Source organism: Phenylobacterium sp. (genome assembly GCF_031412415.1).
Taxonomy (GTDB): domain Bacteria; phylum Pseudomonadota; class Alphaproteobacteria; order Caulobacterales; family Caulobacteraceae; genus Phenylobacterium.
This window is the reverse complement of the sequence record NZ_JANOCX010000440.1, coordinates 1-21307: the sequence shown is the minus strand read 5'-3', so window position 1 is coordinate 21307 and position 21307 is coordinate 1. Positions and strand designations below refer to the sequence as shown.

The following is a 21307-nucleotide window of genomic DNA, read 5'->3' as shown; positions in this document are numbered from 1 at the left end:
CATGATCGGGCTCGTGATCGTCACGCACGGGCGGCTGGCGGAGGAGTTCATCTTCGCCATGGAGCATGTGGTCGGCCCGCAGACCGGGGTGGCCGCCATCTGCATCGGCCCCGAGGACGATATGGAGAAGCGCCGCAAGGACATCCTGGCGGCCTGTGAGCGCGTCAACGCCGGCGCCGGCGTGATCCTGCTGACCGACATGTTCGGCGGCACGCCATCGAACCTGGCCATCTCGGTGATGGAGCAGACCAAGGCCGAGGTGATCGCCGGGCTGAACCTGCCCATGCTGATCAAGCTGGCCTCGGTTCGGACGAAGCAGAACCTGGAAGACTGCGTCGCCTGCGCCCAGGAGGCCGGCCGCAAGTACATCTCCGTCGCCTCCTACGTGCTGGCCGGCGAGAAGTGAGCGAAGCCCGCAGCGTCGACATCGTCAACAAGCGCGGGCTGCATGCCCGCGCCTCGGCCAAGTTCGTCAAGCTGGCCTCCAGCTTCGACGCCGAGGTCCGCGTCTCCAAGGACGGCCAGACCGTCGACGCCCGCTCGATCATGGGATTGATGATGCTGGCCGCCGGCCCCGGGAGCGCCATCGAGATCGAGGCCGAGGGCGCCGAGGCGCTCGCGGCCCTGGACGCCCTGGCCGCCCTGGTCGCGCGCCGCTTCGACGAAGACGAATAGGCTGACCGGTCAGCCCGCGACCCTGGCGTAGGCGGCCACCGCCGCGGCTAGGTCCGCGCGGGTCCGGCCCTCGGACGACGGGCGCGGGGCGACGGGTGCGGGGTCGGTCTCGCCGGCCAGGCGATCCAGAGCTTCCTTCGATAGGGTGACGGTGTCGCGGGGCCGCCGCTGTTCCGCCGCTGGAACCGCATCCAGATCGGCCTGCAGGCGGGCGCGGTAGTCGCTTGGCGAGGCGTTGGCCGGTTGGCCTGATGCGTCGAGCTGCATCGCCGCGACGATTTCCTGGTCCGCCTCGGACAAGGCGTCGAAGGCTTCCAGCATCTTGGCCTGGGGCGCGGGCGGCGTGGCGTCGGGGCCGGCCCAGGCGGCGCGGCTGAAGGCGTCGACGGTCGATTGCACCCGCTTGGCGAACGGCGAGTCGATGAGGGTCGGCGCCAGCGCGGCCCGCTCCTCGTGCCCCGCCTCGCGCCACCGACCGGCCAGGGCCTGATAGGCCTTCAACTGGCCGCCAAGAGCGGCCGACGGGTCGTTCAGAGCCGCGGTCGCGCCCGCGACGCCGCCGGGAAAATTGAGCGCGGGCGGCCCGTACTGGCCCGCCGTGATCTTGGTGATGTGCATGGGGCCTCGTCCGCGCCCGCAACATCGACGAAGGCGCTGAATTCGGCGTGAAGAATCGTCCCTAAGGGCCCGTTAGGCGTAAGTTCGCGACTAGGTCTTGAGCTTGTAGCCGGTCCGGAAGATCTGCCAGATCGCCAGCAAACACAGGGCCATGAAGCCGAAGGTCGCCGTCAGGCTGACCCCGATGTTCACGTCCGACACGCCGTAGAAGGCCCAGCGGAAGCCGGAGACCAGATAGACCACGGGATTGAACAGGGCGATCTTCTGCCAGACCTCCGGCAGCATGCTGATCGAATAGAAACTGCCGCCCAGGAAGGTCAGCGGCGTGACGATCATGGTCGGGACGATCTGCAGCTTCTCGAAGCCGTCGGCCCAGACGCCGATGACGAAGCCGAAAAGGCTGAAGGTCAGCGAGGTCAGCACCAGGAAGGCCAGCATCACGAACGGATGCAGGATGCTGAAATCCACGAACAGCCGCGCCGTGGCCAGGATGATGAGCCCCAGGATCACCGACTTGGTGGCTGCGGCCCCCACATAGCCGATGACGATCTCGAAGGCCGAGATCGGCGCCGACAGCACCTCGTAGATCGTGCCGGACCATTTGGGCATGTAGATGCCGAAGCTGGCGTTGGAGATGCTCTCGGTCAGGATCGACAGCATGATCAGCCCGGGCACGATGAAGGCGCCGTAGCTGACCCCGTCGATCTCCATCATCCGCGAACCGATGGCCGAACCGAAGACCACGAAATAAAGCGAGGTCGAGATCACCGGCGAGGCGATCGACTGCATGAGCGTGCGCCAGGTGCGCGCCAGCTCGAAGATGTAGATGGCCTTGATGGCGTGCAGGTTCATGGGCGGGTGCTCACCAGGCTGACAAAGATTTCCTCCAGCGAACTCTCCTTGGTCTGGAGATCCTTGAAGTCCACGCCCGCCGCGCCGAGCTGGCGCAGCAGGGCCGCGATGCCGGTCTCGTCGGCCTGGGCGTCGAAGGTATAGACCAGCTCATGGCCGTCGGCGGTCAGCTCCAGGGCGTAGGCCGAGAGGCCGTCGGGCAGGGCGGTGAGCGGCGTCTGCAGCTGCAGGGTGAGTTGCTTCTTGCCCAGCTTGCGCATGAGCACGTCCTTGTCCTCGACCAGGATCAGCTCGCCGTTGTTGATCACCCCGATCCGGTCGGCCATCTCCTCGGCCTCCTCGATGTAATGGGTGGTCAGGATGATGGTGACGCCGCTGTCGCGCAGGCCTCGGACCATCTCCCACATGTCGCGGCGCAACTCGACATCGACCCCAGCGGTCGGCTCGTCGAGGAACAGGATGCGCGGCTCGTGGCTGAGCGCCTTGGCGATCATCACCCGGCGCTTCATGCCGCCCGAGAGCGCCATGATCTTCGAGTCCTTCTTGTCCCAGAGACTGAGGTCGCGAAGCACCTTTTCTACATAGGCCGGGTTGGGCGCCTTTCCGAACAGGCCGCGGGAGAATTTCACCGTGGCCCAGACCGTCTCGAAGGCGTCGGTGGAGAGCTCCTGCGGCACCAGGCCAATCTTCGCGCGGGCGGCGCGATAGTCCTTGCGGATGTCGTGGCCGTCGGCGGTCACGGTCCCGGTGCTGGCGTTGACGATGCCGCAGACGATGCTGATCAGGGTGGTCTTGCCGGCCCCGTTGGGACCCAGCAGGGCGAAGATCTCACCCTTGCGGATCTCGAGGTCGACGCTCTTCAGCGCCTGGAACCCCCCGGCATAGGTCTTGGAAAGGCCGGAAATCGAAATGATGGGCTGCACGCGGGCTCCAGGCTGGTCTCGGCGTTCCCGGCAGATAGGGCGGCGCCAAAGGGCAAGCTAGGCCCACAGGACGAATTGAGCGTCGCCGATCCGACATCGGGCGGATCACAATCGTCGTCGCGGCCGCCTGATCAAGCCTTGATGTCGATGTAGAAGCCGGTCTGCTGCTCCTGGCTGGCCTCGACCTTCATCTTGATTGCTTCCTTGATGCGGTTCTCGATGGTTTCCCGCAGCTTGGGGTCCAGGCCCTTCAGGTCCTCTTCCTTGAGGCCCATGGCGTCGAGGATGTCCTTGCGGATCTTCTCGGCCGGCGTCATCCGCGTGTATTCGAGAAGCTCCTTCTTGACCTCGCTGGCCGCCTTTTCCGGTCCGACGAAGAAACCGGACTGGGCAGGCTTGGCGGGCTCCGCGGCGAAGAGGGACGTGGCCGATGTGACTTGCATGGGGCGGCTCCGAACTGTGCGCGCCAGGATTGCAAGAGGCGTGCGCTGCTCGCGGCCACGTCGAAGCCAGGGTTTTCAAGTGGTTAAGAGCAGGCCCAGCCGCGTGGCGGCAAGCTTCGCCGTGCATATCCTGCCGCCGGCCGGGATTTTTTGCCGGTCAGAAGGCGCGGCTGAGCTTCGCGCCGAGGAAGCGGCCATGCGGGTCCTCGCCATGGGCGGGGGCCGGTCCGCCGCCGCTAGGCTGGATGCCGCACAGGAAGCCGAAGGAGCCGGTCACATCGTCATCGGCGAACCGACGGTCGAGGGAGGTCCGGGCGACCCCCGCGGCGCGCAGGGCGTTCGATTGGGCGTAGCTCATCGCCCGGGGCGTCTTGGCCACCCAAGCGTCGGCCGCCTTCGGCGCCTCGGCGCGGTAGGGCAGGAAGATCGGCGTCGCCTTGCGCGCCTCGGCCTGGGCGGCGCCGGCGATGCAGGCGGTCGCCAGGGCGAAGATGGCGATCAGGGACGGGTGCGGGATCATGGGTGGCTCCTCGAACCCGTCCCTTAGATCACGCCTGAACCGCCTCCGCGAGCTTGGCCGCGGATGTTCCCATGGGACGCATCCCCAGGTCGGCCATGAGGGCCGCGTCGGTGTCCTTGTCCGGATTGGCGGTGGTAAGCAACCGGCCGCCGATGAACATCGAGTTGGCCCCCGCCAGGAAGCACAGCGCCTGGAGTTCACGACTCATATGCTCGCGACCGGCCGAGAGGCGAACCACCGTCTTGGGGCAGGTGATCCGCGCCACGGCGATCATGCGGACGAACTCGAAGCCGTCGACCGGGTTGGAACCGCCCAGCGGGGTGCCGGGGATGGGCATCAGGTCGTTGATCGGCAGGCTGTCGGGGTGGGCGGGCAGGGTGGCGAGCGCATGCAGCAGGCCCGCGCGGTCGCGGCGGGTCTCGCCCATGCCGACGATGCCGCCGCAGCAGGTGGACATGCCGACCGAGCGCACGGCCTCCAGCGTGTCGAGCCGGTCCTGGTAGACGCGGGTTGTCACCACCTTGTCGTAATAGTCGGGGCCGGTGTCGAGGTTGTGGTTGTAGTAGTCGAGGCCGGCGTCCTTGAGCGCCTGGGCCTGGTCGCGGGTCATCATGCCCAGCGTCGCGCAGGTCTCCAGGCCCAGCGCCTTCACGCCAGAGATCATGGCGGCCACCTTGGGGACGTCCCGATCCTTCAGGTCGCGCCAGGCCGCGCCCATGCAGAAGCGTTGCGCCCCACCGGCCTTGGCCTCGGCGGCGGCGGCGATCACCGTGTCGGCGTCCATCAGCTTGGTCGCCGCGACCCCGGTCTTGAAGTGCTGGGACTGGCTGCAATAGCCGCAGTTCTCCGCGCAGCCGCCGGTCTTGACCGATAGCAGCTGCGAAAGCTGCACCTCCGTCGGGTCGAACCAAGCGCGGTGAATCGTGGCGGCGCGGAACACCAATTCCGTGAACGGAAGCTCGAAAAGGGCCTCCACCTCGGCCAGAGTCCAATCGAAGCGGGGTTGCGCGGGATCAATGGGACGGACATGAGCGTTCATCTAAGGTCTCCTGACGCGATCGGGCGGCTGGCTCTTCAGAGAGAGCGGCGTTGGCTGGGAGCCTTTAGCCTATGCACGTAGCGGAAGACGAGATTGAGCTGAAATTTCTGTGCGAGCCCTCTGACCTGTCGGCAGTGCTGGCCGCCGCGCCGGATGGCGAGGACCAAAGCAAGGACCTCGTCTCGGTCTACTACGACACCCCCGACGGGGATCTGCGCAAGCAGCGGATTTCCCTGCGTATTCGCGAGAGCGGCGGGCAACGCGTGCAGACTCTCAAGCGCGGCGACGGCTTCGCCCGGGAGGAGCATGAGGCGGCTCTGAACGGCGTGGACCTGGATCTCGCCATGCCCGCGCTGAAGGCCGCCCTGCCGGCCGCCGCGCGACGCAAGTCGCTCGCCCCCCGGTTCACCGTCCGAGTCGTTCGCCGCCAGCGGACTCTCGAATTCGAGGGTTCGCGAATCGAGATGGCGGTGGACGAGGGCGAGGTCGAGACCGGCGATCGCGTCCGCCGGATCAGCGAGGTCGAGCTGGAGCTGAAAGCCGGCGGCTGCGACCCGATGTTCGAGCTGGCGCGCCAGCTGTCCAAGACCGCGCCGCTCTATCTGTCGTTCGACGGCAAGGCGTCCCAGGGCTACGGCCTGGCGGACGGGACCGATCGCGCGCCTCGACGGCACGACAAGGCGCCGCTGGCTCGTGGCCTCTCCACCGCCCAGGCTTTCCAGGCGATCGCCCGCAACGCCCTGGTCCAGATCGCCGCCAACGGCGTGCTGCTGCGCGAGGCCGACAGCGTCGAGGCCGTGCATCAGCTCCGGGTCGCGGTGCGCCGACTGCGCAGCGCCATCTCCACCTTCAAGGCCGTCACCGGCGGTGAACCGGCCGCCGCCATCAACACAGAGCTGAAGTGGCTGGCGCAGGCCTGCGACGAGGCGCGCGACCTCGACGTCTTCGCCCTCGACAACGACGCCTTCGCCCAGCCGGGCCTCGACCTGTCGGCGCTGGCGCCTCTGGTGGAGGCCGCCCGCCAGCGCGGCCACGCCAAAGCCTGCGCCGCCGTCGCTTCAGGCCGATTCCGAGATCTGGTGCTTGAGGCGACGGCCTGGGTTGAGACCGGCGCCTGGCTGTCGGCCCACGGCAAGCCCGCGCGCCGAGCCCGGGAGACGCCCGTCGCGGGCTTCGCCGTCAAGGCGCTGACCCATCGGCGCAAGCGACTGCTGAAGCTTGGTCGCGACATCGAGACGATCGCCGACGCCGACCGCCACGAGGCGCGCATCGCCGCCAAGAAGCTGCGCTACGCCGCCGAGGCCTTCGCCCCGCTGTTCGACACGGACGCCAAGCCCTTCATCAAGTCCTTGAAGGCGCTCCAGGCGCAGCTGGGCACGCTGAATGACGGCGCCGTGGCGGGCGAACTGGTGCCCCGGCTGTCGCTCAAGGGCCCGGCCCTGGCGGCCGCCAAGCGCCTGCTCACCGCCCGTGAAGCGCAGAAACCCAAGACCTTGAAGGCCGCGGCGAAGGCCATGGACACGCTTTCCGAGGCGCCTGTCTTCTGGTGAGGCGAGGCATATAAAGGTTTCTTTATATGTTTTGTTGCCCCTTGTGGGCCGCGCGGCTATAGAGCCGTCAAACGCCATTCCGCCGACAGGACCGCCCCATGACCGACTATGTCGTGAAAGACATCACCCTCGCCGACTTCGGTCGCAAGGAAATCGCCATCGCCGAGACTGAGATGCCGGGCCTGATGGCCGTGCGCGCCGAGTTCGGCAAGGATCAGGTGCTGAAGGGCGCCCGCATCGCCGGCTCCCTGCACATGACCATCCAGACCGCCGTGCTGATCCAGACCCTGGAAGCGCTTGGCGCCGAGGTCCGCTGGGCTTCCTGCAACATCTTCTCCACCCAGGACCATGCCGCCGCCGCCATCGCCGCCAACGGCACCCCGGTCTTCGCGATCAAGGGCGAGAACCTGATCGAGTACTGGGAGTACGCCCACAAGATTTTCGAGTGGCATGACGGCGGCTACCCGAACCTGATCCTCGACGACGGCGGCGACGCCACCCTGCTCTGCGTGCTGGGCCCCAAGGCCGAGAAGGACCCGTCGGTCCTGAACAACCCGCAGAACGAGGAAGAAGAAGCGCTCTACACCGTGATGAAGCGCTACCTGAAGGAAAAGCCCGGCTTCTATTCGGCCATCCGCGACGCCTGCACGGGCGTGTCGGAAGAGACCACCACGGGCGTCCACCGTCTCTACCAGATGGCGGAACGCGGCGAGCTGCCGTTCCCCGCCATCAACGTCAATGACAGCGTCACCAAGTCGAAGTTCGACAACCTCTACGGCTGCCGTGAGAGCCTGGTCGACGCCATCCGCCGCGGCACCGACGTGATGCTGTCGGGCAAGGTCGCCGTGGTCCTGGGCTATGGCGACGTGGGCAAGGGCTCGGCCGCTTCCCTGCGAAACGGCGGCGCTCGCGTCATCGTCACCGAGATCGACCCGATCTGCGCCCTGCAGGCCGCCATGGAGGGCTACGAGGTCCAGACCATGGACGACGTCGCCGACAAGGCCGACATCTTCGTCACCGCCACCGGCAACAAGGACGTGCTCACCGTCGACCACATGCGCCGGATGAAGAACAACGCCATCGTCTGCAACATCGGTCACTTCGACTCGGAAATTCAGATCGCCGGGCTGAAGAACTTCAAGTGGGACGAGATCAAGCCGCAGGTCCACCACGTGGAATTCCCGGACGGCAAGAAGATCATCGTCCTGTCGGAAGGTCGTCTGGTGAACCTGGGCAACGCCACGGGCCACCCCAGCTTCGTGATGAGCGCCAGCTTCACCAATCAGACCCTGGCCCAGATGGAGCTCTGGACCAACGCGTCCAAGTACGAGACCAAGGTCTACACCCTGCCCAAGCACCTCGACGAGAAGGTGGCCATGCTGCACCTCGAGAAGCTGGGCGCGAAGCTGACCACGCTTTCGGCGGAACAGGCGGCCTATATCGACGTGCCGGTGGCTGGCCCGTTCAAGCCGGACCACTACCGCTACTAGGGCGAAATCAAATATGAGGAGAGGATGCCGGTCGCGCTGATCCTCTCCTCATACGTCGCCGCCGACCGGATCGGCGGCGGAGCTCAGCAGCTGGCCTTGGCCGCCTGCGGGATCGATCCCATCCTGCTGCCCACGGTCCTGCTGGGTCGTAGCCCCGCCAAGGGTGGCCGCGGCCAACCCGTGGAAGCCGAGCTGCTGCAGGACCTGCTGGACGGCGTCGAGGCGGCCGGCGTCTTCGACACCCTCGACCTGCTCGTCACTGGACACTTCTCCTCGCCCTACCAGGTGATGCTCGCCTGCCAGACGATCCGCCGGGTCCGGGCGGCGAACCCCGCCGTGATCGTGGTCGTCGACCCGGTCCTAGGCGACGCGCCCAAGGGCCTCTATGTCCGCCCCGAGGTGGCCCGCGAAATCAGCCAGGACCTCGTGCCCATGGCCGACTGGATCACGCCTAACCTGTGGGAGCTGGCGCATCTGAGCGGCCGCGATATCGCCGACGCGGCGGGGATGGTCGCGGCCGTCCGCGACCTGGGCAAGCCGGCCCTGGTGACCTCGGCGCCCGCCCGCCCCGGCGAGATCGGCCTGGCGTGCTGCACGCCCGAAGGCTCGACCCTGTTCGCCCACCCCCGCCGGGACCAGGCGCCAAATGGAACCGGAGACCTGGTGACGGCGATCTTCGCCGCAGGCCTGGCGCAAGGCCTCTCGGGTCCAGACGCCGCCCAACGCGCCGCCGGCGCGGTGGCCATGGCGATTGGCGCCGAAGACTGCGGCATGGGCCTACCGATCGTCGCGCTCGGCGCCCGGATGACACACCCGGACGCCCCGCTGCGTGTCGAAACCCTCGCCTGACGCGGAGCGCCCATGGCCGAGATTCACGGATATGCGAAGGACGGCTTCGAAGCCGTCCGCGAGGCCTTCTCTGCCAACTTCGAGACCGGCCAGGAGCTTGGCGCCCGCTTCACCCTGGTGAAGTCAGGCGAGACGGTGGTCGACCTCTGGGCCGGACACGCCGACCGCCAACGAACCACGCCGTTCGACGAGATGACACTGACCCCGGTCTTCTCCACCACCAAGGCCCTGGCCGCCCTGCTGATCGCCCGCCTCGTGGACCAGGGAAAGCTCTGGTACGACCAGCCGGTGGCCGATGTCTGGCCGGAGTTCGCCCAGAGCGGCAAGGCGGCGATCACGGTCGAACAGGTGATGAGCCACCAGGAAGGCCTGTCAGGCTTTCCGGACGAGATCGAGCCTGCCCTGTGGTTCGATTGGGACGCGATCTGCGCCAAACTCGCGGCCATGGCGCCGCTCTGGCCTCCAGGCAGCGCCAGCGGCTATCACCCCATCACCTTCGGCTATATCGCCGGTGAGGTCTTCCGCCGGGTCGAGGGACGGACCATGGGGACGGCCTTGCGCCAGGACCTGGCCGAGCCCTTCGGCCTGGACCTCTGGATCGGCCTGCCCGACGCCGAGCATCACCGCGCCGCCGACCTGCAGCGGCCCAGCGGTCTGCCCAATTTCGGCGAGGTCAACGAGGCCACCCGCGCCGCCTTCCTGACGCGATGGTCCTCGCCGGCTGGGCGCGGACAGGGGGAATGGCGGCGGATGGAGATTCCGTCGGCCAACGGCCATGCGACCGCCGAGGGCCTGGCGCGGCTCATGGGCGCTCTGGCCAATGACGGCTGGCTGGACGGCGAAGTGATCCTGTCGCCGGCCCTGATCGCCGAGGCCAGCCGCGAGCGGATCCGCGGCCAGGACCTGGTCCTGCCCTTCGAGATGAGCTGGGCCGCGGGGTTCATGCGCAACGCCTCGGTCAAGGTCTGGGGGGCCGGTGAGCAGACCTTCGGCCACTCCGGCTGGGGCGGCTCCTGCGCCTTCGCCGATCCGGAGACCGGGCTGGCGGGGGCCTATGTGATGAACAAGCAGTCCACCGACCTGCTTGGCGACAGCCGCCCGAAGCGGTTGATCGAGGCGGCCTACGGAGCGCTCTGAGGCTCGGGCAGCGCCCGCGAGCGCCGCCACGCGCCGTAGACGAACACCAAGGCGCCGCCCCAGATGAACACGAAGGACAACGCCCGCAGCGGGGTGAAGGCCTCGCCCTGCGCCACGCCGATTGCGAAGCTGATCGTGGGCGCGATGAACTGCAGGAAGCCGATGGCCGACAGTGGCAGGCGCCGCGCCGCCCAGGCGAACAGCACCAGGGGCACGGCGGTGATCGGTCCCGAAGCCAGCAGCCAGGCCGTCGCCGCAGGGTTCCCGGAGAAGTGCCCGCCGCCCTGGTGCTCCAGCCAGAGGATGAAGGCGAGGCTGGGCAGACCCAGGATCAGGCACTCGATGAACAGGCCGGTCTGGGCGTCCGCCGCCACCTGTTTGCGCACGACCCCATAGCCGCCGAAGCTGAAGGCCAGGATCAGCGAGACGATGGGCAGATGTCCCAATGCGAAGGCCTGGATGGTGACCCCCACGACGGCCAGCACGATGGCGGCCTGACCGATCCGGTCGATGCGCTCGCGGAACAGCAGGGCCCCGCAGGCCATGTTGACCAACGGATTGATGTAGTAGCCCAGGCTGCTTTCCAGCACCCGGCCCGAGTTCACGGCCCAGATGAACACGATCCAGTTCATGGTGATCAGGGCGGCCGAAAGCGTGAGCCAGGCCAGCACCTTCGGCTGCCGAAAGACGGCCACCACCTGTCGCCACTGGTGGGCCAACAGCACGAAGATCAGCGCCGTTGGCGCGCTCCAGACGATCCGATGCGCCAGGATTTCCCACGAGCCCACGCCGAACGCCCCGATCACCTGGAAGGCCAGGGGCACGAACCCCCAGATCAGGTAGCAGGCGATCCCGGCCGTGAGCGCGGTGTTGGCGGGCGTCTTGGCCAAGGCGGGCTTTCGGGGCTTATGGGAAGCGGGGCGTGTCGGGCTCGTGTTCCAACCGCAGGGCGTTGGTGAGGATGCAGACCTGACGGTACTTACCTATGAGCATCAGGATTTCCAGCAAGGCCATTTCCGAGAAAGACTCGCGAAGTTCGGCCCAGAAATCCTCGGCCACCTCGCATTCGTGCTGCAGAACGTCGCACAGGCGTATGATCAGGGCGTCGCTAGCGGACCAGGGGTGCTTGGCGAAATCCATTGTCGTGGCGGCGACCTCGACGTCGCTGAGGCCGGCCCGTTCAGCAAAGTAGGCGACATGCACGCCCCACTCGTACTCCGAACGGTTCAGGGCGCAGACCCGCAGGATGACCAGCTCTCGTTCGCGCAGGGTCAGGTGGCCGCGATCCAGCAGGCCACCGTCCATGAAGCGGGCGAACAAGCGCTCGTCGCGTGCAAGCATTCGGAAGAGCAGCAGGTGTTCACCCTTCAAGGGTGTCAGCTTGGCCAGTCGACGCTGGACGGCGTCGGGAAAGGGTTCGATGGCGGGGGCGATACGGGCCATGGCTGTTCTCTAGGTGTGTGCTACAAAGGTTGTAGCGTATCGGAGAATTTGACGCTATGAAAAATGTAGCACCCGCCCCGGGTCGGAAAGTGCGCGGCTCGACCACTGGGCGGCCGATCATGGCCGTGCTGGACCTGCTTGGTCGCCGTGGGGCGCTGCGGATTCTGTGGGAGTTGCGCGGCGATGCGCTGACCTTCCGCGCCCTGTCGTCCGCCGCTGAACTGCCGCCAGGCACCCTGAACTCGCGGCTGAAGGAGCTGCGGGAGGCCGGCGTCATCGCCGCTGACGGTGGCTACGCCCTGACCCCGCGTGGCCGAGATCTGCTGGGCGCGATTGAACCGTTGACCGACTGGGCGAAGGGGTGGGCTCAGACTTCGGACGCGGGTTGATCCCACTCTGACAGGACATCGGCGTCGGCCTCATGGGTGGCTTGGCGCAGCATCGAGAACGCATCGCGGTCCAACAGCCGCGACAGCGCCCAGACCGCGGCCCCGCGCACCAGCGGCGAGGGGTCGGCCAGCAGCCGTTCGGCGCTCGCCGCCAGTCGCGGCTCGCCCGAATTGCCGATCGCGTAGAGCACGTTGCGGATGAAGCGATCGCGGCCGATCCGCTTGACCGGGCTGCGGGCGAAGAGGGCGCGAAAGGCGCCGTCGTCGAGCGCGGCGAGATCCTCAAGGCTCGGCGCGCGCAGGGCCTCGCGGGCGTGCAGGCGCTGCTCGTGCGCCACGGTGGCGAACTTGTTCCAGGGGCAGACCGCCAGGCAGTCGTCGCAACCATAGATCCGGTTGCCCAGCGCCCGGCGAAACTCGCGCGGGATCGGTCCCTTCAGCTCGATGGTCAGGTACGAGATGCAGCGCCGCGCATCCAGCTGGAATGGCGCGGGAAAGGCGTTCGTCGGGCAGATGTCCAGGCACGCGGCGCACTGGCCGCAGGATCCGCCGCTGGTGCCATCGGGCGCCAGCTCCAGTTCGGTGAGGATCGATCCCAGGAACAGCCAGGAGCCGAACTCGCGGCTGACCAGGTTGGTATGCTTGCCCTGCCAGCCCAGGCCCGCCTGCTCGGCCAGCGGTTTCTCCATCAGCGGTGCGGTGTCGACGAACACCTTCAGCTCGCCGCCGAACCGTCCGACCAGCCAGCTCGCGAGCTGCTTTAGCCGCCCTTTGATAAGCTCGTGATAGTCGTCGCCCTGGGCGTAGACGCTGATCGTGCCGCGATCGCGGTGCTCCAGCTTGTCCAGCGGGTCGGCGTCGGGCCCGTAGTTGGTCCCAAGCATGATGGCCGTGCGGGCGCCGGCCCACATGGCGCGCGGATGGCTGCGGCGCTCGGCGGTGGTCTCCAACCACGTCATCTCGCCGTGGCGGCCAAGATCCAGGAACTCCGCCAGCCTCTCGCCGGCCGGCCAGGCCTGCGTCACGTCGGCGAACCGGCAGGCGTCGAAGCCCAGCTCGGCGGCCTTGGCGGCGATCAGGTCTTTGCGTGGATCAGAAGTCGAGATCGTCATAATGCGGCGCCGGCGCGAGGCCGGGCCAACGATCGGTCAGCAGGGGCCGGAACGCCGGCCTCGACTTCAGCTTCATGTACCAGGTCTTGGTCGCGGGGAAGTCGCGCCAAGGCACGTCGCCGAAATAGTCGATCACCGACAGATGCGCGGCGGCGGCGAAATCGGCCAGGCTGAGCCGCTTGCCGGCCAACCAGTCGCGGCCGCTTAGCAGCCCCTCGACGTAAACCAGGTGCGCGCGCAGCGCCTCGCGACCCTGCCGCAGCGCCGCCAGGTCGGGCGAGCCCAGGCCCAGCAGGCGCTTCTCCATCTTCTCGTGCAGCAGGAATCCGCCGACCTCGTAGTCGAACTTGCGGTCGAACCACTGCAGCAGGCGCCGGGCCTCGGCCCGTTCCGCCGGTTCGCGCCCCAGCAGTGGCGGCTCGGGATGGGCCTCTTCCAGATGGTCGAGAATGGCGCGGCTCTCGCACAGCACCAGGCGATCGCGGCCCGTGCCGATGGTCAGCACCGGTGTCATGCCCGAGGCGTTCATGGCGATCAGGCTAGCGGGGCGTTCCCAGTACTTGGCTTGCTCCTCGGCGAAGGCCAGCCGCTTCTCGCCCAGCGCCAGACGCACCTGGCGCGAGGCCGGGTCCAGCGGGAAATGGTGAAGGGTGCGTTCTGCGCTCATCAGGTGGTGAACTATCGAGGGTCCACGTTAAGGGCGCGTTTACCGAGACTGATTTCCGCGAACGCGCCGCCATGGGGCTCCGCCGCGCCCCGCGGGTCGGGATGCATGAGGATGTCGGCCCGGGGATAGGCCTCCAGAACGCGCTTCTCGGCGGCCACCAGCACCGAATGGGCGTCCTCCAACGACAGCTTCGGGTCGAGGTCCACGTGCATCTGCATGTGGATGTAGGGGCCCGAGGCGCGGGTGCGCAGCTGGTGGACGTCGGTCAGGCGCGGATCGGCGGTCACCAGGGCGATGATCGCCTCACGATCCGCCAGGGGCAGTTCGTGGTCCATGAGCTGGCCTGCGGCGTCGCGGAAGACGCTGACGGCCCCCCAAAGCAGCAGGGCGCTGATCACCAAGGCGGCCAGCGCGTCGACATGGCCAAGTCCCAGCCAGGCCGCGCCGGCGATGCCCAGCAGGGCGACGGTGTTGGAGGCGAGGTCCGTGGCGTAGTGAGCCCGGTCGCCGGCCACCGCGATGGAGGCGGTGCGCCGCAGGACCCAGCTCTGGGCCGCGATCAGCCCGCCGGTCAGCACAAGGGAAACGATCATCACGGCGACCGCCAGGCCTTCCTGAGCCAGGGGCTGAGGTTCGATCAAGCTGCGAACAGCTTCCTGGCCGATCAGGGCCGCCGAGGCGAAGACCAGGCCCGCCTGCACCAGGCTGGCGAAGGCCTCGGCCTTGCCGTGACCGAACCGGTGCTCTTCGTCCGGCGGCGCGGCGGCGTACCGCACGGCGAAGTAGGTCACCAGAGACGCCACCAGGTCGAGGCCGGAGTCGGCCATCGAGGCCAGCAGGGCGACCGAGCCGCTGACGAGCCAGGCGGCGGCCTTCAGGCTCACCAGCACCAGGGCCACGGTCACCGACAGCAGGGTCACCCGCCGGGTCAGCTTGGCGGTCTCGGCGGTGGTCAGGCTTGAGGCGCGCGTCATCGCGACCTGTCTACCGCCCCGGCGCCGGCAACCCCAGCGAGAACGACTCTCGGCTTTGGCTCTATGCGGCCTTGAGCGGGGTGGGGCCCACATAGCGCGACTGCGGACGGATCAGCCGTCCGCCGGCCACCTGTTCGCGAGCATGGGCGATCCAGCCGGCGACCCGGCCCATGGCGAAGACGCAGGTGAAGGCCGACGGCGGGAACGCGAGCGCCTCCAACAGCAGGGCCGTATAGAACTCCACATTGGTGTCCAAGGCCCGGTCAGGCTTGTGCTCCTTGAGGATGGCCAGGGCCGCGGTCTCCACGGCCTCGGCGAACTCCACCCGCGCCGGTTGGCTGCTCGATCCTTCGCGCATCCGGCGAACAGCGGCCTTCAGGGCGTCGGCGCGCGGGTCACGGACGCGATAGACCCGATGACCGAAGCCCATCAGCCGGTCGCCCCGAGCCAAGGCCTCCTCGATCCAGGCCCGCGCGTTCTCGGGCCGGCCGATCTCGTTTAGCATGTCGATGATCGGGCCGGGCGCGCCGCCGTGCAGAGGCCCCTTCAGCGCGCTGATCCCGCCGACCACCGCCGAGGTCAGGCCCGCCCGGGTCGAGGCGATCACGCGGGCGGCGAAGGTCGAGGCGTTCAGGCCGTGGTCGCTCACCGTCACCAGATAGGTGTCGAGCGCGTCGGCCTCGGCCGTGCTCGGGGCCGACGCGCCCGTCATGCGCGGGAAGTCGGCGGCGTGGCACAGCGGGGCATCCGGGGCGACAGGCGCCTCGCCCGCCTGAGCGCGGACCACGGCGGCGGTGAACACCGCGGGCGCGGCCACCAGGCGCAGGGCCGTGGCCAGGTCATCGCCGTCAGCCAGACGGGCGGTCAGGGCGCGCATGGCCTCGATAGGGCTGCGGTCCATCAGACCGGTGTCGAGGGCCGCGACCTCACCGAACACCTCGGCCCGCGCCGCGCCCAGCGACGGTCCCAGGTCCTCCGGCAGATCGTCGAAGAACCCGTCGAACAACAGCCGGGCGACATCTTCGAAACGGGTCCTGCCAGCCAGGTCGTCCAGCGACCGGCCCCGGATGATCAACACGCCGCGCAGGCCGTCGACGTCGGACAGGACGGTCTCGGCGGCGACGACGTCTTCAAGGCCATCGGACATGGCGTATCTCCTCTTGCTCCCGAAGATATTTGCCGCCAAGCTGACTGCGTCAATCTTGATCAATATAATCAACCTATGACCGCCCAAGCCGCCAAGACCGACTGGATCGCCGCCGACGAGGCGCGTGAACGCCTGGGCGTGCGGCCCCAGACCCTCTACGCCTATGTCAGCCGGGGGCGGGTGCAGGTCCGCGTCGACCCCCGCGATCCGCGCCGCAGCCTCTACCGGGCCGCCGATATCGCCGCCCTCACCGACCGCAAGACCCGCAGCCGCAAGGTGGCCGAGGTCGCCGCCGGCGCCATCGCCTGGGGTGAGCCGGTCCTGGCCTCGGCGATCACCACCATCTCGGGGGGGCGGATCTACTATCGGGGCCGCGACGCCGTGACCCTCTGCGAGACCGAGACCCTGGAAGGGGTGGCTCGCCTGCTGCGCGGCGGCCACGGGGTGGCGCTGAAGCGCACCGATCGACCCAGACCGCCTGAGGGGCCGGACATGCGGTCGCGGGCCTTCGCCGCGCTGGCCGCCCGCGCCGGGGCCGATCCGCCGGCGCGCGGCCGCAATCCCATGGCCCTGGCGGTGGAGGCGGCCACATTGCTGGACGTCCTGACCGACGCGGTGGCGGGCGAGGTGGGCGGCGGCGCCATCGCCAACCGCCTGGCCCTGGCCTGGGGCTTGGGTCCGGGCGGCGCGGGTGCCGATCTGATCCGCCGCGCCCTGGTGCTACTGGCCGACCACGAGCTGAACGCCTCGACATTCGCCGCCCGGGTCGCGGCCTCGACGGGCGCGTCCCTGGCCGCCAGTGCGCTTGCGGGCCTGGCCGCGCTGTCAGGACCACGCCACGGCGGCGCGGCGGCCGCCTGTCAGAGCTTCGCCGCCCAGGCCGCGGCGACCGGCCCGAGGGCCGCGATCGCCGCCCTGCTGACCGAGGACCGCCTGATCCCCGGTTTCGGCCATAACCTGTATCCCGACAGGGATCCCCGCGCCGAGGCCTTGCTGGCGCGGTTCACGCCCACGCCTGACCTTCAGGCCCTCCAGAACGCGGTCACCGCCGTCACCGGCCTCTCACCCAATGTCGATTTCGCCCTGGTTTCCATGGCCGAGACCCTGAAACTGCCCAAGGACGCCCCCTTCGCCCTCTTCGCCGTCGCCCGCTGCGCCGGCTGGATCGCCCACGCCATCGAGCAAGGCCAGACCGACCAACTCATCCGGCCAAGGGCGCGCTATGTGGGGGTGGACGTGGAGGGTGGCTGATCAGGCCCGGTGATGCACCGCCTCTTCCTCGGCCAGCGGCTGGTCGAGGCGGTGGACCATTTCCTTCGGGACCACCTGCCAGAACTTGCCGAGGTAGCGGTCCCAATCGCGAAGGATCCCGGCGGCGAAGGCGGAGCCCGTCTCACGGGCGTGTTCCACCACCAGGGCCTTGAGATCGTGCTCCCAGGCATGGGTCCCGATCCGCTGGATCACCACGCTGTCGGTGTTGAGCATGGTCTCGAAGCGGTCGTGCAGATCGAGCACATAGGCCATGCCGCCCGTCATCCCGGCCGCGAAGTTGAACCCCACAGGTCCCAGGATCACCGCCCGGCCGCCGGTCATGTACTCCAGCCCGTTGGCGCCGCAGCCCTCGACCACAGTGACCGCGCCGGAATTGCGCACCCCGAACCGCTCGCCGGCGAGACCGGCGGCGAACAACCGGCCCGCCGTGGCGCCATAGAGCACGGTGTTGCCCAGGATGGCGTTGGCCTCCGGCGCCGCCAGGTGCGGTGAGGGCTTGATGACGATGGTCGCGCCTGACAGGCCCTTGCCCACATAGTCGTTCGCCTCGCCGGTCAGCTCGATGCGCAGGCCCTGGACGGCGAAAGCTCCCAGGCTCTGGCCCGCCGAGCCCTTGAGCTGGACGGTCAGGTGACCGGGCGCCAGCCCGTCCATGCCGAACTTCCGCACGATGTGGGACGATGTCCGCGAGCCGATGGCGCGCGCGGTGTTCCGCACCGTGTAGGTGAGCTGCATCTTCTCGCCCCGCTCCAGCAGCGGGGCGGCGTCGCGGACGATCTGGGCGTCCAGGGTGTCGGGCACCTCTGTGCGGCCCTCGACCACGCAGTAGGGCCTGTTCTGGCCAGGGTCGGCCCGGACCAGCAGGGGGTTCAAATCCAGGTCGTCCAGGTGCTCGCCGCCCCGGGAGACCTGCTGCAGCAGGTCGGTGCGGCCGACGATCTCAATGAGAGACCGGAAGCCCAGGGACGCCAGGATCTCGCGCACCTCCTCGGCGATGAAGGTGAAGAGATTGATCACCTTTTCCGGGCTGCCGGAGAACTTGGCGCGCAGGGCCTCGTCCTGAGTGCAGACCCCCACCGGGCAGGTGTTGGAATGACACTGGCGCACCATGATGCAGCCCATGGCGATCAGACTGGCCGTGCCGATGCCGTACTCCTCGGCGCCCAGCATGGCGGCGATCACCACGTCGCGGCCGGTGCGCATGCCGCCATCGGCCCGCAGGCGAACGGAGTGGCGCAGGTTGTTCAGCGTCAGGACCTGGTTGGCCTCGGAAAGTCCCATCTCCCAGGGACCGCCGGCATACTTGATCGAGGTCTGTGGCGAGGCGCCGGTGCCGCCGACATTGCCGGAGATCAGGATCACGTCGGCCTTGGCCTTGGCCACGCCGGCGGCGATGGCGCCGATGCCGGTCATGGCCACCAGCTTCACGCAGACCCGGGCGTCGGGGTTGATCTGCTTCAGGTCATAGATGAGCTGAGCCAGGTCCTCGATGGAATAGATGTCGTGGTGCGGCGGCGGGCTGATCAGCATCACGCCGGGCGTCGCATGGCGCAGACGGGCGATCAGCTCCGTCACCTTGAAGCCGGGAAGCTGGCCGCCTTCGCCGGGCTTGGCCCCTTGGCTGACCTTGATCTCGATCTCGCGGCACTGGTTCAGGTACTCGGCGGTGACGCCGAAACGGCCAGAGGCGATCTGCTTCACCGCCGAGTTGGGGTTGTCGCCGTTGGGCAGGGGCTTGTAGCGCGACGAGTCCTCGCCGCCCTCGCCGGAAACGCTCTTGGCCCCGATCCGGTTCATCGCGATGTTGAGCACCCCATGGGCCTCGGGGCTCAGCGCGCCCATGCTCATGCCGGGCGTCAGGAAGCGCTTGCGGATCTCATTGACGCTCTCGACCTCGTCGAGGCTGATCGGCCGCTCGCTGGAGCGCAGATCCAGCAGGTCGCGGAGCTGGATTTGCGGCATGCGCCGCATGCCGTCGCTGAAGCGCTTGTAGGTCCCATAGTCGCCGCTGTCGCAGGCCGCCTGAAGGGTGTGGATCATGCGGGCCTCGAAGGCGTGGCTCTCGCCCGCGCGACGCGCCTTGTAGAACCCGCCCACCGGGAGGCTGACCGCGGCCGGCTCCCAGGCGCGACGATGCAGGTCGACCGTCTTGGCCTCGATGCCAGCCAGGCCGATGCCGGAGATGCGCGAGGGCATGCCCGGGAAGAACTCGGCCACCAGGGCGCGGCTGAGTCCCACCGCCTCGAAGTTCAGGCCGCCGCGATAGGAGGAGATCACCGCGATGCCCATCTTGGCGATGATCTTCAGCAGGCCGCCCTCGATGGCATGCTTGAAGTTGAGGCACACCTGGCGAAGCGACAGGTCGCCGGTCAGGCCGCGCTCCATGCGGTCCTGGAAGCTTTCCTGGGCCAGGTAGGCGTTCACCGCCGTGGCGCCGCAGCCGACCAGCACCGCGAAATAGTGAGTGTCCAGGCATTCGGCCGAGCGGACGATGATCGAGACGTAGGAGCGCAGGCCCTTGGCCACGAGCGATGAATGCACACCGCCGGTCGCCAGGATCATCGGAAGGGCCACGCGGTCCGGTCCGCTGGCCTCATCGGTCAGCACGATGGTGGCGCAGCCGCGCAGGGCGGCGTCCTCGGCCTCGGCGCGGATGCGATCAAGGTTCGCGCGCAGGGCGTCGCCGGTCCGGCATTCGCCGGCCGGGATCGGCATGGTGGCGTCGACGACGGCGACGTTCTTCTCGCCGATGAAGCCCAGGATGCGCTGGTACATGCCGGTGGTGAGCACCGGGCTCTCCAGCACGAACACATCGGTCTGAGCCTCGTCCTGCGCCAGGATGTTGCCGAGGTTCTTGAACCGGGTCTTGAGGCTCATCACCGAGGTCTCCCGCAGGGAGTCGATCGGCGGGTTGGTCACCTGGCTGAAGTTCTGGCGGAAGAAATGACTGAGCGGCCGGTACTGGTCGCTCAGCACTGCGAGCGGCGCGTCGTCGCCCATGGAGCCCACGGCCTCCTTGGCGTCCTCCACCATGGGAGCCAGGATCAGCTCCAGGTCTTCCAGGCTCATGCCGGCGGCGGCCTGGCGGCGGACCAGCTCCTCGCGGCCATAGGCGCGGGGCTCAGGCCCGGCGCCGATCTGCGCCTCCAGGTCGACCATGTTGCCCAGCCACTGGTCGTAGGGGTGGCGTTGCGCGAGATGGTCGATGATCTCGTCCTCGCCATAGAGCCGCCCCTCCGCAAGGTCGACGGCGATCATCCGGCCCGGCGCGATATGGGTCTTCTTGACGATCCGGGCCTCGTCGACCCGGCACATGCCCGCCTCCGACCCCATGATCAGCAGGCCATCGTCGGTATAGGCCACCCGCAGGGGCCGCAGCCCGTTGCGGTCCTTGCCGGCCACCACCCAGCGGCCGTCGCTCGCGCAGATGGCCGCCGGTCCGTCCCAGGGTTCCATCACGGCGTTGCAATAGGCGTAGAGCGCCTTGTGCGCCGGGCTGATCTGCTCGTCGGATCGCGCGTTCCAGGCCTCCGGGATCAGCAAGGCCTTGACCATGGGTGCGTCACGCCCCGCCCGGACCAGCACCTCGAAGGTGTTGTCCAGCGCCGCTGAGTCCGACCCGCCCGGCTGGATCACCGGCTTCACGTCGTCGCCCAGCTCTCCGAAGGCGTCGGCCGCCATCCGGATCTCGTGGGACTTCATCCAGTTGATGTTTCCCTTCACGGTGTTGATCTCGCCGTTGTGCGCCAGCATCCGGAACGGCTGGGCCAGCCGCCACTCGGGGAAGGTGTTGGTGGAGTAGCGCTGGTGGAAGATCGCCACGGCGGCGGAGAACCGCTCGTCCTTCAGGTCGGGATAGAACTCGTCGATATGCTCAGCGAGGAACATGCCCTTGTAGATGAGCTGCCGGGCGGAGAAGGAGCACAGGTAGAAGTCGCGGATCGCAGCGGCGCCGACACGCTTCTCGATCCGCTTGCGGCAGAGGAAGAGGGCCCGCTCCAGCGGTTCGCCCTCGAGGCCGGCGGGCGGGGCGAGCATGATCTGCTCGATCTCGGGCCGCGTGGCGTTGGCCTTCTCACCGATCACCGAGGTGTCCACAGGCACTTGGCGCCAGCCATAGATGTAGAAGCCGAACCGCAGGGCCTCGGCCTCGACGATGGTCCGCGCGGCCTCCTGGGCCCCGAGGTCGTTGCGCGGCAGGAAGACC

General features: G+C 68.3%; 21 protein-coding genes. 8 read left to right on the top strand and 13 right to left on the bottom strand.

Features of this window, described 5'->3' with window-relative positions; all coding sequences use genetic code 11:
* Nucleotide 1: 1 nt before the first annotated feature.
* Both RMO04_RS20350 and RMO04_RS20345 read left to right on the top strand, forming a co-directional pair.
* Nucleotides 2-406: a PTS sugar transporter subunit IIA gene (locus RMO04_RS20350; RefSeq protein WP_309646594.1), complete on the top strand. Its 405-nt coding sequence runs from the start codon at nt 2-4 to the stop codon at nt 404-406.
* Nucleotides 403-675: an HPr family phosphocarrier protein gene (locus tag RMO04_RS20345; RefSeq protein ID WP_309646593.1), complete on the top strand. Its 273-nt coding sequence runs from the start codon at nt 403-405 to the stop codon at nt 673-675. Before RMO04_RS20350 ends, RMO04_RS20345 begins: the two co-directional genes overlap by 4 nt.
* Nucleotides 676-684: 9 nt before the next feature.
* On the opposite strand, the gene RMO04_RS20340 is transcribed toward RMO04_RS20345, so the two are convergent.
* The 6 genes from RMO04_RS20340 to bioB all read right to left on the bottom strand — a co-directional run bounded on the left by RMO04_RS20340 (nt 685) and on the right by bioB (nt 5070).
* Nucleotides 685-1293, bottom strand: a complete 609-nt coding sequence (locus RMO04_RS20340; RefSeq protein WP_309646592.1) for a hypothetical protein — start codon at nt 1291-1293, stop codon at nt 685-687.
* 90 nt (nt 1294-1383) lie between these two features.
* The gene (locus RMO04_RS20335; protein WP_309646591.1) at nt 1384-2145 is read right to left on the bottom strand and encodes an ABC transporter permease; all 762 of its coding nucleotides are present in this window, start codon (nt 2143-2145) and stop codon (nt 1384-1386) included.
* Nucleotides 2142-3104, bottom strand: coding sequence for an ABC transporter ATP-binding protein (locus RMO04_RS20330; protein WP_405041525.1), 963 nt, complete (start codon nt 3102-3104; stop codon nt 2142-2144). Before RMO04_RS20330 ends, RMO04_RS20335 begins: the two co-directional genes overlap by 4 nt.
* 95 nt (nt 3105-3199) lie before the next feature.
* A complete protein-coding gene (locus RMO04_RS20325) occupies nt 3200-3511 on the bottom strand; it encodes a hypothetical protein (RefSeq protein ID WP_309646589.1) in 312 nt (103 codons plus the stop codon).
* Nucleotides 3512-3668: 157 nt separating this feature from the next.
* Nucleotides 3669-4031 (bottom strand): hypothetical protein, encoded by a 363-nt coding sequence (locus RMO04_RS20320; RefSeq protein ID WP_309646588.1) that lies wholly within the window; start codon nt 4029-4031, stop codon nt 3669-3671.
* A 28-nt stretch (nt 4032-4059) separates the two neighbouring features.
* Nucleotides 4060-5070: a biotin synthase BioB gene (gene bioB, locus RMO04_RS20315; RefSeq protein WP_309646587.1), complete on the bottom strand. Its 1011-nt coding sequence runs from the start codon at nt 5068-5070 to the stop codon at nt 4060-4062.
* Nucleotides 5071-5141: 71 nt separating this feature from the next.
* On the opposite strand from bioB, the gene RMO04_RS20310 reads away from it, so the two are divergent.
* From RMO04_RS20310 to RMO04_RS20295, 4 genes are all read left to right on the top strand, one after another.
* Nucleotides 5142-6620 carry a CHAD domain-containing protein gene (locus RMO04_RS20310; RefSeq protein WP_309646586.1) on the top strand — a complete coding sequence of 493 codons (1479 nt, stop codon included), beginning with the start codon at nt 5142-5144 and terminating at the stop codon, nt 6618-6620.
* 98 nt (nt 6621-6718) lie between these two features.
* Nucleotides 6719-8110: an adenosylhomocysteinase gene (ahcY, locus tag RMO04_RS20305; protein WP_309646585.1), complete on the top strand. Its 1392-nt coding sequence runs from the start codon at nt 6719-6721 to the stop codon at nt 8108-8110.
* 24 nt (nt 8111-8134) lie between these two features.
* Nucleotides 8135-8959 carry a PfkB family carbohydrate kinase gene (locus RMO04_RS20300; RefSeq protein ID WP_309646584.1) on the top strand — a complete coding sequence of 275 codons (825 nt, stop codon included), beginning with the start codon at nt 8135-8137 and terminating at the stop codon, nt 8957-8959.
* A 12-nt stretch (nt 8960-8971) separates the two neighbouring features.
* Nucleotides 8972-10096, top strand: coding sequence for a serine hydrolase domain-containing protein (locus RMO04_RS20295; RefSeq protein WP_309646583.1), 1125 nt, complete (start codon nt 8972-8974; stop codon nt 10094-10096).
* Here RMO04_RS20295 and rarD read toward each other — a convergent pair.
* Entirely contained in the window at nt 10081-10986 is a 906-nt protein-coding gene (gene rarD, locus RMO04_RS20290) for an EamA family transporter RarD (RefSeq protein ID WP_309646582.1), read from the bottom strand. The two genes, RMO04_RS20295 and rarD, sit on opposite strands and share 16 nt — an antisense overlap.
* Before the next feature lie 16 nt (nt 10987-11002).
* Nucleotides 11003-11539, bottom strand: a complete 537-nt coding sequence (locus RMO04_RS20285) for a carboxymuconolactone decarboxylase family protein (RefSeq protein WP_309646581.1) — start codon at nt 11537-11539, stop codon at nt 11003-11005.
* A gap of 56 nt (nt 11540-11595) precedes the next feature.
* On the opposite strand from RMO04_RS20285, the gene RMO04_RS20280 reads away from it, so the two are divergent.
* On the top strand, nt 11596-11928 hold the full coding sequence (locus RMO04_RS20280) for a helix-turn-helix domain-containing protein (RefSeq protein WP_309646580.1): 333 nt from the start codon (nt 11596-11598) through the stop codon (nt 11926-11928).
* Here RMO04_RS20280 and queG read toward each other — a convergent pair.
* The 4 genes from queG to RMO04_RS20260 all read right to left on the bottom strand — a co-directional run bounded on the left by queG (nt 11907) and on the right by RMO04_RS20260 (nt 15828).
* Nucleotides 11907-13040, bottom strand: coding sequence for a tRNA epoxyqueuosine(34) reductase QueG (gene queG / locus RMO04_RS20275; RefSeq protein WP_309646579.1), 1134 nt, complete (start codon nt 13038-13040; stop codon nt 11907-11909). The two genes, RMO04_RS20280 and queG, sit on opposite strands and share 22 nt — an antisense overlap.
* Nucleotides 13021-13707, bottom strand: coding sequence for a glutathione S-transferase family protein (locus tag RMO04_RS20270; protein WP_309646578.1), 687 nt, complete (start codon nt 13705-13707; stop codon nt 13021-13023). The genes queG and RMO04_RS20270 overlap by 20 nt, the downstream gene beginning before the upstream one ends.
* An 11-nt stretch (nt 13708-13718) precedes the next feature.
* Nucleotides 13719-14681: a cation diffusion facilitator family transporter gene (locus RMO04_RS20265; RefSeq protein ID WP_309646577.1), complete on the bottom strand. Its 963-nt coding sequence runs from the start codon at nt 14679-14681 to the stop codon at nt 13719-13721.
* Between the two features lie 61 nt (nt 14682-14742).
* A complete protein-coding gene (locus RMO04_RS20260; RefSeq protein ID WP_309646576.1) occupies nt 14743-15828 on the bottom strand; it encodes a citrate synthase/methylcitrate synthase in 1086 nt (361 codons plus the stop codon).
* Nucleotides 15829-15903: 75 nt separating this feature from the next.
* On the opposite strand from RMO04_RS20260, the gene RMO04_RS20255 reads away from it, so the two are divergent.
* A complete protein-coding gene (locus tag RMO04_RS20255; RefSeq protein WP_309646575.1) occupies nt 15904-17079 on the top strand; it encodes a citrate synthase in 1176 nt (391 codons plus the stop codon).
* Here RMO04_RS20255 and gltB read toward each other — a convergent pair.
* Nucleotides 17080-21307, bottom strand: a 4228-nt coding sequence (gene gltB, locus RMO04_RS20250; protein ID WP_309646574.1) for a glutamate synthase large subunit, incomplete at its 5' end; no start/stop codon positions are given. It lies immediately after the preceding gene.

Coding starts and splice junctions, on each gene's coding strand:
- RMO04_RS20350 (WP_309646594.1), top strand. CDS start 2: ATGATCGGGCTCGTGATCGTCACGCACGGGCGGCTGGCGGAGGAGTTC.
- RMO04_RS20340 (WP_309646592.1), bottom strand. CDS start 1,293: ATGCACATCACCAAGATCACGGCGGGCCAGTACGGGCCGCCCGCGCTC.
- RMO04_RS20335 (WP_309646591.1), bottom strand. CDS start 2,145: ATGAACCTGCACGCCATCAAGGCCATCTACATCTTCGAGCTGGCGCGC.
- RMO04_RS20325 (WP_309646589.1), bottom strand. CDS start 3,511: ATGCAAGTCACATCGGCCACGTCCCTCTTCGCCGCGGAGCCCGCCAAG.
- RMO04_RS20320 (WP_309646588.1), bottom strand. CDS start 4,031: ATGATCCCGCACCCGTCCCTGATCGCCATCTTCGCCCTGGCGACCGCC.
- bioB (WP_309646587.1), bottom strand. CDS start 5,070: ATGAACGCTCATGTCCGTCCCATTGATCCCGCGCAACCCCGCTTCGAT.
- RMO04_RS20310 (WP_309646586.1), top strand. CDS start 5,142: ATGCACGTAGCGGAAGACGAGATTGAGCTGAAATTTCTGTGCGAGCCC.
- ahcY (WP_309646585.1), top strand. CDS start 6,719: ATGACCGACTATGTCGTGAAAGACATCACCCTCGCCGACTTCGGTCGC.
- RMO04_RS20300 (WP_309646584.1), top strand. CDS start 8,135: ATGCCGGTCGCGCTGATCCTCTCCTCATACGTCGCCGCCGACCGGATC.
- RMO04_RS20295 (WP_309646583.1), top strand. CDS start 8,972: ATGGCCGAGATTCACGGATATGCGAAGGACGGCTTCGAAGCCGTCCGC.
- RMO04_RS20285 (WP_309646581.1), bottom strand. CDS start 11,539: ATGGCCCGTATCGCCCCCGCCATCGAACCCTTTCCCGACGCCGTCCAG.
- RMO04_RS20280 (WP_309646580.1), top strand. CDS start 11,596: ATGAAAAATGTAGCACCCGCCCCGGGTCGGAAAGTGCGCGGCTCGACC.
- queG (WP_309646579.1), bottom strand. CDS start 13,040: ATGACGATCTCGACTTCTGATCCACGCAAAGACCTGATCGCCGCCAAG.
- RMO04_RS20270 (WP_309646578.1), bottom strand. CDS start 13,707: ATGAGCGCAGAACGCACCCTTCACCATTTCCCGCTGGACCCGGCCTCG.
- RMO04_RS20265 (WP_309646577.1), bottom strand. CDS start 14,681: ATGACGCGCGCCTCAAGCCTGACCACCGCCGAGACCGCCAAGCTGACC.
- RMO04_RS20260 (WP_309646576.1), bottom strand. CDS start 15,828: ATGTCCGATGGCCTTGAAGACGTCGTCGCCGCCGAGACCGTCCTGTCC.
- RMO04_RS20255 (WP_309646575.1), top strand. CDS start 15,904: ATGACCGCCCAAGCCGCCAAGACCGACTGGATCGCCGCCGACGAGGCG.